Annotated in this window: 17 protein-coding genes; 8 read left to right on the top strand and 9 right to left on the bottom strand. The window is 43.0% G+C overall.

Translation table 11 applies throughout. From position 1 onward, the window contains the following. Positions 1-289: 289 nt before the first annotated feature. Positions 290-607, top strand: coding sequence for a hypothetical protein (locus tag SYN7509_RS0222125; RefSeq protein ID WP_028954511.1), 318 nt, complete (start codon positions 290-292; stop codon positions 605-607). 18 nt (positions 608-625) lie between these two features. Here SYN7509_RS0222125 and dinB read toward each other — a convergent pair whose 3' ends face one another. From dinB to SYN7509_RS0222145, 5 genes are all read right to left on the bottom strand, one after another. Beyond that, positions 626-1,762 (bottom strand): DNA polymerase IV, encoded by a 1,137-nt coding sequence (gene dinB, locus SYN7509_RS0222130; RefSeq protein ID WP_227501578.1) that lies wholly within the window; start codon positions 1,760-1,762, stop codon positions 626-628. Positions 1,763-1,809: 47 nt separating this feature from the next. After that, positions 1,810-2,919 carry an alkene reductase gene (locus SYN7509_RS0222135; protein ID WP_227501579.1) on the bottom strand — a complete coding sequence of 370 codons (1,110 nt, stop codon included), beginning with the start codon at positions 2,917-2,919 and terminating at the stop codon, positions 1,810-1,812. Then, a complete protein-coding gene (locus tag SYN7509_RS30295; RefSeq protein WP_158506185.1) occupies positions 2,900-3,043 on the bottom strand; it encodes a hypothetical protein in 144 nt (47 codons plus the stop codon). Before SYN7509_RS30295 ends, SYN7509_RS0222135 begins: the two co-directional genes overlap by 20 nt. A 269-nt stretch (positions 3,044-3,312) precedes the next feature. Next, positions 3,313-3,999, bottom strand: a complete 687-nt coding sequence (locus SYN7509_RS26800) for a tyrosine-type recombinase/integrase (protein ID WP_051482669.1) — start codon at positions 3,997-3,999, stop codon at positions 3,313-3,315. Positions 4,000-4,148: 149 nt separating this feature from the next. Next, positions 4,149-4,472: a hypothetical protein gene (locus SYN7509_RS0222145; RefSeq protein ID WP_028954514.1), complete on the bottom strand. Its 324-nt coding sequence runs from the start codon at positions 4,470-4,472 to the stop codon at positions 4,149-4,151. A 14-nt stretch (positions 4,473-4,486) separates the two neighbouring features. On the opposite strand from SYN7509_RS0222145, the gene SYN7509_RS0222150 reads away from it, so the two are divergent. Beyond that, positions 4,487-5,197, top strand: a complete 711-nt coding sequence (locus SYN7509_RS0222150; protein ID WP_028954484.1) for an IS6 family transposase — start codon at positions 4,487-4,489, stop codon at positions 5,195-5,197. A gap of 64 nt (positions 5,198-5,261) precedes the next feature. Then, positions 5,262-5,684: a hypothetical protein gene (locus SYN7509_RS0222155; RefSeq protein WP_009630105.1), complete on the top strand. Its 423-nt coding sequence runs from the start codon at positions 5,262-5,264 to the stop codon at positions 5,682-5,684. 58 nt (positions 5,685-5,742) lie between these two features. Here SYN7509_RS0222155 and SYN7509_RS0222160 read toward each other — a convergent pair whose 3' ends face one another. Then, entirely contained in the window at positions 5,743-6,039 is a 297-nt protein-coding gene (locus SYN7509_RS0222160; RefSeq protein ID WP_009630106.1) for a hypothetical protein, read from the bottom strand. 256 nt (positions 6,040-6,295) lie between these two features. Between SYN7509_RS0222160 and SYN7509_RS0222165 the strand changes: the two genes are divergently transcribed. Beyond that, positions 6,296-7,255, top strand: coding sequence for an orange carotenoid protein N-terminal domain-containing protein (locus SYN7509_RS0222165; protein WP_028954515.1), 960 nt, complete (start codon positions 6,296-6,298; stop codon positions 7,253-7,255). 114 nt (positions 7,256-7,369) lie between these two features. Further along, the gene (locus SYN7509_RS0222170; protein ID WP_009630100.1) at positions 7,370-8,293 is read left to right on the top strand and encodes an alpha/beta fold hydrolase; all 924 of its coding nucleotides are present in this window, start codon (positions 7,370-7,372) and stop codon (positions 8,291-8,293) included. Positions 8,294-8,400: 107 nt separating this feature from the next. Here SYN7509_RS0222170 and SYN7509_RS0222175 read toward each other — a convergent pair whose 3' ends face one another. The 3 genes from SYN7509_RS0222175 to SYN7509_RS0222180 all read right to left on the bottom strand — a co-directional run bounded on the left by SYN7509_RS0222175 (position 8,401) and on the right by SYN7509_RS0222180 (position 10,816). Then, complete coding sequence (locus tag SYN7509_RS0222175) at positions 8,401-9,912, bottom strand: cryptochrome/photolyase family protein (RefSeq protein WP_009630101.1); 1,512 nt, start codon at positions 9,910-9,912, stop codon at positions 8,401-8,403. Positions 9,913-10,273: 361 nt separating this feature from the next. Then, positions 10,274-10,408 (bottom strand): hypothetical protein, encoded by a 135-nt coding sequence (locus tag SYN7509_RS31475; RefSeq protein ID WP_255327336.1) that lies wholly within the window; start codon positions 10,406-10,408, stop codon positions 10,274-10,276. 156 nt (positions 10,409-10,564) lie between these two features. After that, positions 10,565-10,816 carry a hypothetical protein gene (locus SYN7509_RS0222180; protein WP_148298165.1) on the bottom strand — a complete coding sequence of 84 codons (252 nt, stop codon included), beginning with the start codon at positions 10,814-10,816 and terminating at the stop codon, positions 10,565-10,567. 430 nt (positions 10,817-11,246) lie between these two features. Here SYN7509_RS0222180 and SYN7509_RS0222185 point away from each other — a divergent pair, with 430 nt between their 5' ends. The 3 genes from SYN7509_RS0222185 to SYN7509_RS28830 all read left to right on the top strand — a co-directional run bounded on the left by SYN7509_RS0222185 (position 11,247) and on the right by SYN7509_RS28830 (position 13,162). Beyond that, entirely contained in the window at positions 11,247-11,579 is a 333-nt protein-coding gene (locus SYN7509_RS0222185; RefSeq protein WP_009630103.1) for a hypothetical protein, read from the top strand. A gap of 130 nt (positions 11,580-11,709) precedes the next feature. Continuing rightward, positions 11,710-12,261 carry a hypothetical protein gene (locus SYN7509_RS0222190; RefSeq protein WP_009630104.1) on the top strand — a complete coding sequence of 184 codons (552 nt, stop codon included), beginning with the start codon at positions 11,710-11,712 and terminating at the stop codon, positions 12,259-12,261. Positions 12,262-12,382: 121 nt separating this feature from the next. Continuing rightward, entirely contained in the window at positions 12,383-13,162 is a 780-nt protein-coding gene (locus SYN7509_RS28830) for an IS1 family transposase (protein WP_009630072.1), read from the top strand. Positions 13,163-13,195: the final 33 nt, after the last annotated feature.

The raw sequence follows: 13,195 nt of genomic DNA on the forward strand, positions 1-13,195 counted from the left end.
TTAGCTCAACTAATATTTTTCATCTTGCAAATAAACATAATTTTAAACAGTATGAAGTAGGCTACCTTATTGTTAACTATTAAGTTATTCAATAAAATTAGAGATATTTCCAGGAAATATGTCGTTAATTTATATTTAAACTAATCCAAAACTTTAGTTTGAGAAGGAGTATTTTTTATATTGTAAAATCTTGTTTCAGTTTCTCCGACGGTACAAGAATAGAAATCTATAGACTTGATTTTCCATAGCAGTGCTATAAGAAAAAGTATCGCAATAAAGGAAAACAATCATGCCCACAGCAGGAAAGTTAGAATTGACCATCAAAATAAACGAATTTCCAGTAGACGTACAGACATTAGAAAGTGGTCACAAGCAGTTTGATATTGATGCAGGTGAACAAATAGTTACTGTCAGCCTCAAGCCCAAGTTATTCAAAAAATTAGAGCAAGCCCAAGAGAATTATCCGATGTGGGTAGCAGCGATCGCTGGGCTGATGGGGGAGAAGACTGATTCGGGTTTTGTACTCAAGGAGCCGAATGTACAGACCTTCGAGAAAAAGCCAAAGGAATCAAAGGAAACTACACCTGTTGTTAGTGCGGCTAGTTGAGCTAAAAGCCTTAACAGTTTATTCAAACAAGCATAATTGAACTGGTTTTGGTTCTTGGGCGCAGTCGAGATTTGATAGGGAAATACCTAATAGCCGGACGCTGCGCCCCTCTAAAGAAATTGCTGCTAACAGTTCCTCAGCTATTTGGCTAATTGCCTGTGCTTCGCCAATAGCAGCAGATACGGTTTTACTGCGCGTAATTTGCTGATAGTCGGCAAACTTGACTTTTAGGGTGATGGTGCGTCCCAAAGCTTGGTAGTTTTCTAAGCGATGCTGGAGGGTTTGAGCAATATTTTCTAATTCCAGTAGCATTATTTTTAGTTCGTCTAAGTCTTTGGTGAACGAAGTTTCTGCTCCGATTGATTTGCGAATGCGGTTAGGCTCAACTATGCGGTTATCCTCTGCCCTAGCAATGAGGTAATAGAAATGTCCTACTTTGCCGAAGTGACGCACTAAATCGGCTTGGCTGTATTGCTTCAAGTCTATTCCAGTATGGATGCCCAAATTGTTCATTTTGGTGGCAGTGACTTCTCCAATCCCGTGAAACTTCTCAATAGGTAGGGCAGCAACAAAATCTACGGCGTGTTCGGGTAGAATTACCGTTAATCCGTTGGGCTTATTCATGCCTGATGCCATTTTTGCCAGGAACTTATTTACAGAAACTCCTGCACTTGCCGTTAGGCTAGTTTCTGCCAGAATTGCTGCCTTAATCTGCCGAGCAATAGTTGTAGCGTAAGGCAGCCCTAGTTTATTTTGGCTGACATCAAGGTATGCCTCATCTAAGGCTACAGGCTCTACTAGATCCGTATAGCGCTTAAAGATAGCGTGAATTTCCGCACTAATGCTGCGGTAGACCTCGAAGCGGGGTGGAGCAAAGACCAGAGCAGGACATTTTTGCAGGGCGAGGTAGGAGGGCATGGCAGAATGAACACCAAACTTCCTAGCCCCGTAACTAGCAGCAACTACTACACCACGCTCCTGGGGTAATCCACCGACCACAAGGGGTTTCCCTCGGTAGTTATGGTTGTCCCGTTGTTCAACCGAGGCATAAAAAGCATCGAGATCGACGTGCAGGATCTTTCTCAGAGTTTTAAAGAATAAGTAAACATTAAATGTGGAATTAGGTTGGCAACTACTATAGGCTATTGACAACAAGAATTTTTTTCAACATAACTCAAGAGGCTCCATCTGAGGAATTGTTATCAATTAAGCTTGAACGTTCCAGATTCTTGATAAGCAGGAAAATCAACGTAACCTTCTTTATCAAACGAATACCAGATACTTGGATCGGCGGGTGGATTTAGAGGCCAACTATTAGCAAAACGCTCCACTAAATCAGGATTGCTAATTAACGGTCGTCCAAAAGCAATCAAGTCAGCATAATTATCCTTAATCGCTGCTTCGGCCGTTTCTTGTGTATAGCCGCAATTAGCTATGAGTGGACCTGTGAACACACCGCGAAATTCAGCTAATACCATCGGCTCTCCCAAGTCGTGAAAGCCAAACCCCAGTCCATCTACTATATGTAAGTAAGCTAGATCGTAAGTGTTCAACTGCTGTGCGACATACAGAAAGGTTTCTCGGAAATCTGGCGAACCCATGTCGTTGAAATTACCGTTTGGAGACAGTCGAATTCCTGCTCGGTGAGCGGGCCATACAGTTAGGCTAGCCTCTACAATTTCTTTAAGAAGACGATAGCGATTCTCTAAGCTACCGCCGTATTGGTCTATTCGCTGGTTTGTCTTAGATTGCAAAAATTGATCGATTAAGTAGCCATTAGCTGCATGGATTTCTATCCCATCAAAACCAGCATTTTTTGCTCGTTGAGCAGCAGAACGATAATCTTCTACCACTAGAGGAATTTCGTTCGTCTCTAAAGATCGGGGTGTTTCGTAGGGTTGTTTGCCAATAGGAGTGTAAATGTATTCTGCCTGAAGTTTGACAGCAGAAGCGGAAACTGGCAGTTGACCATTTTCCTGAAAACTACTGTGACTCGCTCGACCCATGTGCCAAAGCTGGAGAAAAAACGGAGTTCCTTTAGCATGAACTGCATCTACAACCTGCTTCCAGGCTTGCGCTTGCTCGTCTGAATAAATACCAGGGCTATTTAACCAACCATTAGCCTGTTTCGAGATCACCGTAGCTTCCGCAATCATCAGACCAACGGTTGCCCGTTGAGCGTAATATTCCGCCATGAGAGAGTTAGGCATACGCTCCTCGCCTGCGCGAGCGCGAGTCAAGGGAGGCATTACTACTCTATTGTTGAGGGTTAAATCTCCTACTTTAAAAGGGCTAAGTAGCATTGTAGACATTGGTTGAGGGGTCATTCGTTTGTTGTTTCAAAATAATGTGGTTGTGTTGCCAGAAATTCGTGAGGATAGAAAAGCCTGTCATTCCACTAGCATAATCTCCATGCCACAATGAGCGCAAGTTCATGTACTGTCAAGAGTTTGGGTTGTTTTATTCATAGAATATGGTTGGCGTTTCTGCTAGAGGCGGTTTAGTCGAAAGGGTAACGGCTTTTAGATAAGCGGATTGTCCAAAAAGTTAGAGAGCAAACGTTGCTACTACAGATAGTAATATTTCCTGAAGTATTGCCTGTCACGCCACCTCAAAAGCAGCAACTTTTTCTCACTTTCAATCCGCCCATAGCTTGTAACACTTTGTAAATATTATTGGGCTTGCTTTGGCAAGAATTAAGAATATCAACGCTTCTTTTTGCGCTGGCGTAAGGGTTTGCGCTCAATTAGCTGCTGCGGTTTTTCATTTTTTGGCAAGTCGTCTAAACAGTATTTCCCGACTTCATACTCAACCGGAGACAGCATTGATAAGGAAGCGACCGCTCCTAATACTTGCGCCTCTGCCACCTCTAAATATTTTTGTAGTTGGCTTAAATCTCTGTGACCTGATATCTCTTGAATAATTCTTAACCCAATTCCCGCATTGCTCATGTTGGTCAAAGCAGTGCGCCGAAAACTGTGGGTTGAAACTCCTTCTAACCCCACTAGGCAGCAAGCTTTTCGTAGAATCCTCGCCGCCGAATCCGGGTTAATATGGCTGCCATCGTAACGACCGGGAAACAGATAGTTCTGACCCTTGACTAGGCTATAGCTAGATAGAAGCGCTCTCAAGTCAGCAATTACGGGGATAGTACGGGTGGCTAATTTCCCTTTAGTACTACCCTTGCGAATAATTAAATAAGGTCTAACTCTTGCTCTGGTGTCATAAACGTCTATTACCTGCAAAGTACAGGCTTCATTAATTCGGCAAGCGGTAAACAGGCACACGCCAAACAAAGCACGATCTCGATTGGTGGCGAATCCTTGGTTGAACAACAACCGAATCTCGGCTTGTGTGAGGACTTTGGCTCTACCATGCCTGTCTATTTTCATGCCCAGCGCCACCTGTCAGTAATATATTTCCAGGCTAAACCGTCTAATTTCTGTATGAGGTATAACACCAGCACCAAAAGCTAAATATTTTTATCCTTGGAGCAGTGGAGGTTTCGAGTGGTTAAGCTTTAGTTAGAACTTTCAGTTTGTTATGCTGCGGAGTCATTTTCTACTGCTGCTTTTGAACTACTGTACCTACCAGCAAGCCCTCGATACCATTTTCCTTTTTTCGCACCAACGGAAAGGACATTCGAGACACGTTCTCGCGCTTTGCTTCTTACCTCTTTTGGGATCTCCTCTATAAAAATGGCATCTAGGATTGCTGTAATCTCTAATACCTGCTCCGAGTGCTGTTGCATAACTTCAGCGACAGCCTCCGCTAGACTAGCGTTAATAAAGTCTTCTTTTACATACTGCTGCCGGTTGTGTTGCAAAAAATGGTAGGCTGAAATAATTCCGCTAGAGAAAATCATTGTACCGGCCTCTAATGAATTCTAAATCCCCCTTCAAGTGGCGGCATTATCAGTCAGAAATCATCCTACGTTGTGTTCGGTGGTATCTAAGCTATCCGCTTTCCTATCGCCAAGTAACAGAGATGGTGAACGAGCGGGGATTAGATATACATCACAGCACCGTCTTCCGTTGGGTGCAAGAATATAGTCCAGAAATGGACAAACGAGTCAGACCGTATCTAAAGCTTACTAATGACTCATGGCGGGTAGATGAAACCTATATTTTGGTCAAAGGCAAGCAGAAGTATTTATACCGAGCAGTCGATTCGGCAGGGAACACCTTAGACTTCCTCCTCACAGCGAAGCGGGATGCGAAAGCGGCGAAACGGTTTTTGCGTAAGACATTGAAAGCAATTCACACTTCCGTACCAAGAGTCATCACTGTGGATAAGAACCCTGCTTATCCAAAAGCGATTAACGTACTCAAAGCTGCCAATAAGTTACCCGAAGTAGTGAAATTACGACAGATTAAATATCTCAATAATATTGTGGAGCAAGACCATCGGGGGATAAAACGATTAGTCAAACCAGGAATGGGATTTGGCTCCTTCAACACTGCAAGAAGAACCATTCGGGGATATGAAACTCTGAACATGGTTAGAAAAGGACAAGTTATTGGTGTTCCCAGGGGAGCCATCAAAGAGCGACTTGTCTTTATCTATCAAATCTTTGGGGTAGTTGCATAATTTCAACTCCTGCCACAGGGGTTTTCTGTCTTCACTAAGTTTTTGCAACACAACCCTCCGCACTATGGAAGACTTGCTAGGGATCAACTACGTGGGGATGAATGACGCTAATGCTGAACCAATGGTAGATGCTTTTACAAGAGTGCCTAACTTTAAGCCTTATAAAGCTGTTATTCCTGGGAATTTGTGTACTACACCTGTAGACCCTAATCTCGTCCCAGCTTGCAAAGATCCTCAAGCTGTGAAAACCGTAGCAATGCCTTTAAAGCGTGATCGCCAGTGGTGGGCAAAAGCAACGGCAGGCTTCAATTTTGAAGTAGAGGATAAGGTTGATAGCGAGGCATTTAATCGCGTTTCGTGGGCAGGAATTAAAGGCGATAATGTGCCTTATCCCACTGAGCGTAGTCAGGCAGATTTACGCCAAAATCGCGCTCAATTGTTAGAAAAAAGGAGTTCAAGCAAAGTTTTATCTATTAGCTCCAAATAGATTGACTGATTTTTGATAAGTAAGCTTAGAGGTTTATTCTAAGCTTACTTCTTGCTTTTCAAGGTGATTGATTATCTGAAGCGTAGGCATTACCTGTCCCTCGTCTAAATTGAGATTTGGCAACGCGACTACCTAAATTGGTTTTCGGTGACGAATTTTTACTACACAGCTTTTGCAGGTCTAAAGTTGTGCCATTAGACATTTGCATATAGCAAAGTGGTCGATCAATTTGAGAATTTTGTACTTTTGGATATCGAGAATGTTGGGTCAATGGAGCGCTAAATGTAGCCGAAGAATATACAGTAAGAGCGAGCGGTACAGCTAGGTTCTTAATTAAGCAATGCAATTTCAACATAATTTTAATATCTATGGTTAGCTTGATGTTGTTATTTCATCAACATATTTAAAATTTATAGAAAATAAATTGCGGAAAATTACCATAAAATTTAATTACCCAATGAGTTATATTATAAAGCCTCTTGATATATGTGCGATCGCAGTTCTAAATTTTATGTCTTATCAGTTACAAAAACTCAGTTAATTGTATGCTGGGCAATATCGGCTTGACGATAGATATCGTCAAAGGTAATTTAGTTTTGGAGAGTTCGATTATGTCTTTTACTATCGAGTCTGCACGCTCCATTTTTCCTGACACTCAAGTTGCTAATGCGATTCCAGCTACAGTTGAATCTTTTGAGCGACTCAAGGCTGAGGATCAGTTAGCTTTACTTTGGTTTGCTTACACGGAGATGGGAATTACGATCACTGCTGCCGCTATGCAGGTAGTAGATATGGTCTTCGCCGAAAAAACCCTGACTCAAATTAAACAGATGCCGGATATGGAGCAAACGCAAGTTATGTGCGATCTAGTTAATCATACTGACACTCCTATCTGCCGTACTTACTCAGCTTTCGGCACAAATGTCAAATTAGGCTTTTGGTATCAGTTAAGCGAGTGGATGAAACAAGGGATTGTTGCTCCGATTCCAGAAGGTTATAAATTGTCTGCAACGGCATCAGAGGTGCTGGAAGCCATCCGTCAACTTGAAGGGGGTCAGCAGTTGACAGTATTACGAGATATTGTCCTTAACATGGGATATAGCTCAAACATGGCTACTCAAGAAGTTGACGAACCTGTAGTTCCACCTAAAGATGTCAAACCTCGAACTAAAATCAGCATTGAGGGCATCAACAACTCTATAGTTCTGAGCTATATGGAGAATATGAACGCCTTTGACTTTCCGGCGGCGGTAGCTTTATTTGCTAAAGATGGTGCATTGCAACCGCCTTTTGAGGAACCGATTGTGAGCCAAGAGTCTATCCTTACCTATATGCGTGAAGAATGCTACGGACTCAAGCTGATACCTGAGCAGGGAATCTCGGAGCCAGCAGCAGGCGGATTTACCCAGATTAAAGTGACAGGTAAAGTGCAGACTCCGTGGGCTGGTGACAGTGTTGGTATTCCTCTAGCATGGCGGTTTTTGCTTAATCCTCAAAGTGAGATTTACTTTGTGGCAATTGACGTGCTTGCCTCTCCCCAGGAACTGCTAAATCTAGGTTTAGTAAAGTAAAACTTTCTGAGGTTGACAGAGATAATTTCTTCAGAATGTTTACAGGCAATTCGTCAAAAATCGTTTACCAACTGATAAATAACGATAATTCACTCCGAGCGTTGGTGGTAAGTCATGACTCAGACTACTGAAATCCCAAGTACACAGTTTTATGCTTGGAAAAACTATCGCTGTGCTTACGAAAACTACTCCCCGGATGTTGGGGAAGATCGGCATAGCACTCCTTTACTACTGATTCACCCGATTGGTGTTGGCTTATCCCGACGATTCTGGCATCGCTTCTGTGATGATTGGTGTCAAAGCGGATGCACCAACCCCATTTACAATCCTGATCTCTTAGGTTGCGGAGAGAGCGAGATGCCCCACGTCGCCTACACTCCGGCTGATTGGGCTGCCCAACTGCAACACTTTTTGCAAACAGTCATCCAAAAACCTGTTACCTTAGTCGTGCAAGGAGCGCTGCTACCTGTAGCACTTGAATTAGTGCAGTTGCAAACTCAACCAAATCTTATCCAAAAACTGGTGCTGGCTAGTCCCCCAGCGATGGCACTCATGACCCAAGCTACAGGAACCAGAAAGCAAAAATTAACTTGGAATTTGCTAGATTCGCCCCTTGGTGCTGCTTTTTATTTATATGCTAGAAGACCGCAGTTTTTGAGTTCTTTTTCTACTCGCCAACTATTTGCAAATACTGAGCAAGTCGATAGAGAATGGTTGGATCTGCTAGCACTAGGTGCGGCAAATCCCGCCAGCCGTCACGCAGTTTTTTCCTTTTTAGCTGGTTTCTGGAGGCAGAACTATCGAGATGCGATCGCCGCAATTACTCAACCAACATTAGTTGTCATGGGCGATCGCGCGTCAAGTATTAGTAAAAATAAGCAGGATACTCCAGAGCGAAGATTAGTAGATTACCTCAAGTGCTTGCCTCATGGCGAAGGCGTAAAGATAGCTGGTCGTAATGTTCTGCCCTACGAGTCAACATCTGAGTTTACTGCTACGTTAGCAGGATTTGAAAACACAAAGTTAACAGTGCAGTAGTTATGAAATTCTCATGTACTAATGAAGACACAGAGCAGGATAAAACTCCAGACTTTTGCTATTTATTCTGTCCATAAGTTGATATTAGCAGCTTATTCTTAAGTTACTTAAGCTTCATGCCAAGCGGCTGCTAGTTGGCGTATCTGCTGTAATTCTTCTGGTGGTATGCGTTCCAGATTCCGCAAAATTAACGACATCCGATGATTGTTCTTGAGCTTGTCATAATGACGTGCTAGGAAGTCCCAATAAAAGAAGTTGAAGGGACAAGCATTATCTCCAGTGCGACTGCGCGGGTTATAGATACAGTGCTTGCAATAATCACTCATGTTGTTGATATAGTTAGCAGAAGCAGCATAAGGCTTAGAAGCGATTGCTCCTCCATCAGCAAATTGTCCCATGCCAATTACATTGGTTTGCATTACCCAGTCGTAAGCATCGATAAATGCAGCATGAAACCAGTCTTCAAGTTCTTGAGGTGAAATTCCTGCAATCAAGCCGAAGTTGTTTAGCACCATTAATCGCTGAATGTGATGGGCGTAGCCAATTTCTTTAACTTGCGTCAGTATTTGATGCAGGCAATTCATCTGCGTCTGACCTGTCCAATAAAAATCAGGTAGAGGCTGGGTATGGTTGAACCAGTTGCGTTCTGGATAATCCTCGCCCATGTAGATGTAGATACCGTGCATATACTCGCGCCAGCCGAGTACCTGACGGATAAATCCTTCGACACTGCTTAGTTCCCACTGTTGATTTTGGGAATAAGCTTGCTGTGCTGCTTCAACGACTTCTAACGGGTGTATTAAGCCTAAATTGAGGTAAGGGGAGAGCATGGCGTGCCACATTGTCTGTTCTTTTGTCACCATCGCGTCTTGGTAGGGACCAAAATCGGACAAGCGGGTTTGGATAAAAAACTCCAACACTTGGAGGGCTTGTTGCCTTGTCACTCCCCAGCGAAAAGGCTGTAGTTGCCAATACTCGTGACTGCTCTTGAAGGCTGCCGAATTCAATGAATTAATGACATCGGTTGTTATGTCATCTGGTTCAAACCAAAGAGCTTCGGGTATCGTCAGCTTGCCCTTGGGCGGTTTGCGATTGTCGCGGTCAAAATTCCACCGCCCTCCCGCAGGTTGATTACCTACCATCAAAATGTCAAAGCGCTGCCGTCCCTCTCGGTAAAAGTCTTCCATAATCAAATGCTTGCGCTTAGATGCCCAATCGTGAAAGTCTAGGTCGCTCCAGATAAATCGATTGTTGGGCGTGAAAGTCACTGGACATGGAAGATTGAGTCTAGCAATTAGTTTTGCAAACGGGCGATCGCTTGGAGTCATTACCCGTAACTCGGTTATTTTGTTTTGCTCAATCCACTCTATTAAGGGAGAGTGAAAATCTTCGGCGATCTTGTAGGTAACACTCCAACCTGCTTGCTCCAATTCTTGCGCGAAGTGGCGCATAGCGGACCAGACTAATACCAACTTTTGTAAGTGGTAGGGCAGTTCTTGGGCATGGTGAAGTGACTCGATGAAAATTACTTGGCTCTGCGATTTTTCTTCAGCACAATTAGCAAGTGCTGATTGTTCAGTCCAAAGTTGGTCGCCGAGAACCCATACTCCATTGGTCATGTTTTCCCCTCAGTACAAAATGCAAAGTTTCCTATAATCTCCTAGCGTAATTTCTTTTGCAGTTTTAGTTTTTAGGAAAATTAGAAGGAGATCGCTTTTCTTATTTTGAACTAAAAATATTTGCAAATTGTTTTAAGTGACAGCCCATAAAATAGATCATTTGATACATAACTTTAGCGATTTAGATTAAGTCATCTTGCTAGTTACAAGCTGGGCAGCTACCGTCACAACATTGTGTCCTGTCTGCCATAGGGCTGTAATACTCAAGTGCTTAACTATTTATATGAGCTTTAGTAATGCTTGCTCCTCACACTTGATTCAACTTTTACCCTCTTAATGCAATGTCGCGTAGGAGGGTCTTTTATTGACTCAGTTCTTGTTGTCTGCTAACTACGGCGCTTTTGAACCGTGAGAAGCTGGCGCGGGTACGATGCGATCGCCACCAATTAATTAAGAAAGCTTTTGCACTATTGCTGATGAGCTTACACTGAATCATCTACCCATCCGCAACTTGGACAATCAAAATGAACGAGGTGAAAATTCACTTGTGGGAAATGGTCCTTGCACTCAGGATAAACGCTAGTAAAAAGCGGGTGATTATCTAACAGCCACAACTGTTCCTCTCTTGTCTTTTGCTGCTTAGGCTGTAGGATTAATTCGCCATTGTAGTAACTAGCTCCCTCTGGTTCCCACTGTTCCTCATAGGATTTAGAGCAAAAGGATTGCTAGATGGCTCGTTGCCATTGCGATCGCTTTCGATCTGCTGTAGCAATCCCAGAAAATCTACAAATTTTCTTATTTCCAGGTCTGGATTTTGCTGGAAGTCTGGACGGGTGTGGTCAAAAGTAGTTAGTTGCGAAGGGGAGGTGTGAATGAGTAATTCGCCACAAAGCTTGCATTGCAACAAACTTCCTTTTTTTGCTCGGTTAAACTTCAATGCCTACCAACAGGTTTTGACCACACCCTAACTGCTTAGAATAGTTAGATGAATTTTTGTGTAATTTAATACCCAACTCCCGATCTCTTTAACTTAAAAGCTGGTTTTTTGCGGAAGCCAAAATAACTCAGTTTCAGAAAGTTCATCATCGGCTTTATGCAAAATAGCGGCTGCTCTCAATCGCTCGAACGCATTTTAAAAGCAAACGATAAAGCTATTACACTACTGAATTTACCTTTTGTATTTTTGCAACATACCCTAAGTTAAGCTATGACTTGGACAATACACTGTTTGCCATAGTCTAATGGAGATGGGTAGTGAGTAGTAGTTTTTTTAGCTAGAACTCCAGTTACAATCGAGGTACACATAAAAAACAAATAATATTTGTGTAAATACAGTGTCTTCCAAAATCTCACCTAACCTAGCTGCTCATTTGCAAAAGCTTGATACAAGTGAACCCCTTGATGTTGTTCTGGAGTTAACCTTACCAATCCAGCAGATCCAAGAGGGACAGTCAAGACAACAGAAAATTACAACCTTGAAAGAAGCCTTCAACGAAAATACAGCGCCGATTGAACAAGTTATTCATCAAGTAGGAGGCACAGTAATTGGTAGAGGATGGCTCAACCAAACGCTACGAGCATACATACCTGCCTACGGTTTGAAGCAACTCTCCGAACTTGATGTTGTGTCAGCACTAGACATTCCGAAAACTATTGAACGTGACTAATTTAGCAAAGGAGGCTCTAAAACCGATGTTATTAACTTATATGTAGAAAATACGGAAAAATCCGCTTCTTTCTGGAAATGCTTATTCTTCCTTTGAAGACTTACATATAAATGCCAAAGGATGAAAGGCAATGGACAATTTAGACGCGGCTCAGAACTCAGTCTACGAAGAAGAGGAGCAGGATGTAGATCCATTTCACGAAGAGGGAATGAATCTTGACACGGAAGACATCTCGGAAGCAGGTTCTTCAGATATTGATCGCCTAAACCTCGATTCTGACGTGGCAGACAAAGCACGAGAGCTACGCCGACGAGCGCCAGGTGTAATTTTTACTAGCGGGCGGCGAGACATTGCCAGACAAGCGCGGGCTATGGCAGGTAATGTTGTTGTCAACAGGAGGTGGATTGAGCAAACCTACCGCAGTACTACAGCTATCCGATCGCTACAGCAGTGGGTAAATTCTCATCCAAATGCTGACACAGTGGATGAAATTGCTAGGGGTCTCACCGATCTAATGAATGCTATGCCGGAGGCACAGCGAATGGGTATTTCAAAGCATCTATCAGGTCGTGCCTTTGATGTGAAACCAAATAGTTGCCCCACATCTGCCATCACAGCGCTTAGTCCACGCCAGTTCTTGCAACGGGAAGGAGGGCTTGTTATCTGGCACGTTGGGTTCTGATGAGAGTATCAAGTAGAACTTAATTTTTAGTATAGGAAACGGTGGTGTTCTCAATCTGTAGAAACCTTGTTAGGAATAGAGACAAACTGCTAAAGTGGGGTTAAGTATTCTATGAGGTTACATGACTGTTTGGCTTGCTGTTCAATGTCCTGATTGCCACTCTACTGATGTCTCTAAACATGGCAAATCTACCGAAGGCAAGAAGCGCTACGCCTGTAATAATTCTGAATGTCTGCGACGCACTTTTATCCTCGACAACAGTCATCCGGGACGAAAGCGAAGTGTCAAGCACCAAATTGTCGAGATGAGCATCAATGGTAGTGGAGTCAGAGATATTGCGCGGGTACTTCATGTCAGCCCCTCTACGGTGATTCGAGAATTAAAGAAAAAGAAGCCGCATTTGCAAGCAGTTAATCAGAAATTGTTAAAGACTATTCGACCAGAGCAGGTAGAAGTAGAAATCTACAAGGTCGAAGAAGAAAAGGAGCCAGAGCCAGGAATCAAATCATCTGAGTTAGACGAGATGTGGAGCTTTGTAGGCAATAAGAAAAATCCTCGATGGCTATGGCATGCGATAGACCGCAGTACAGGGAAAGTTCTAGCATATGTTTTCGGCAGACGAAAAGATGAAGTTTTTCTCAAGCTGAAAGAACTGTTAGAGCCGTTTGGTATCAAGAGATATTGTACGGATGGTTGGGGAGCTTATGAACGCAACTTGCCGGAAGACAAGCATGAAGTTGGGAAGAAAAACACTCAGAGGATTGAGCGTAAACATCTAAATCTGAGGACGAGGATTAAGCGATTAGCCAGGAAGACTATTTGTTTCTCTAAGTTAGAAGAGATGCATGATTTAGTAATTGGCTTATTCGTTAACTGTTATGAGTTTGGTTTATCGATTTAGAGCTAAGTCACAGATCGAGAACACCACCTAGGA

It is taken from the genome of Synechocystis sp. PCC 7509 (genome assembly GCF_000332075.2).
Taxonomy (GTDB): Bacteria; Cyanobacteriota; Cyanobacteriia; order Cyanobacteriales; family Chroococcidiopsidaceae; genus Aliterella.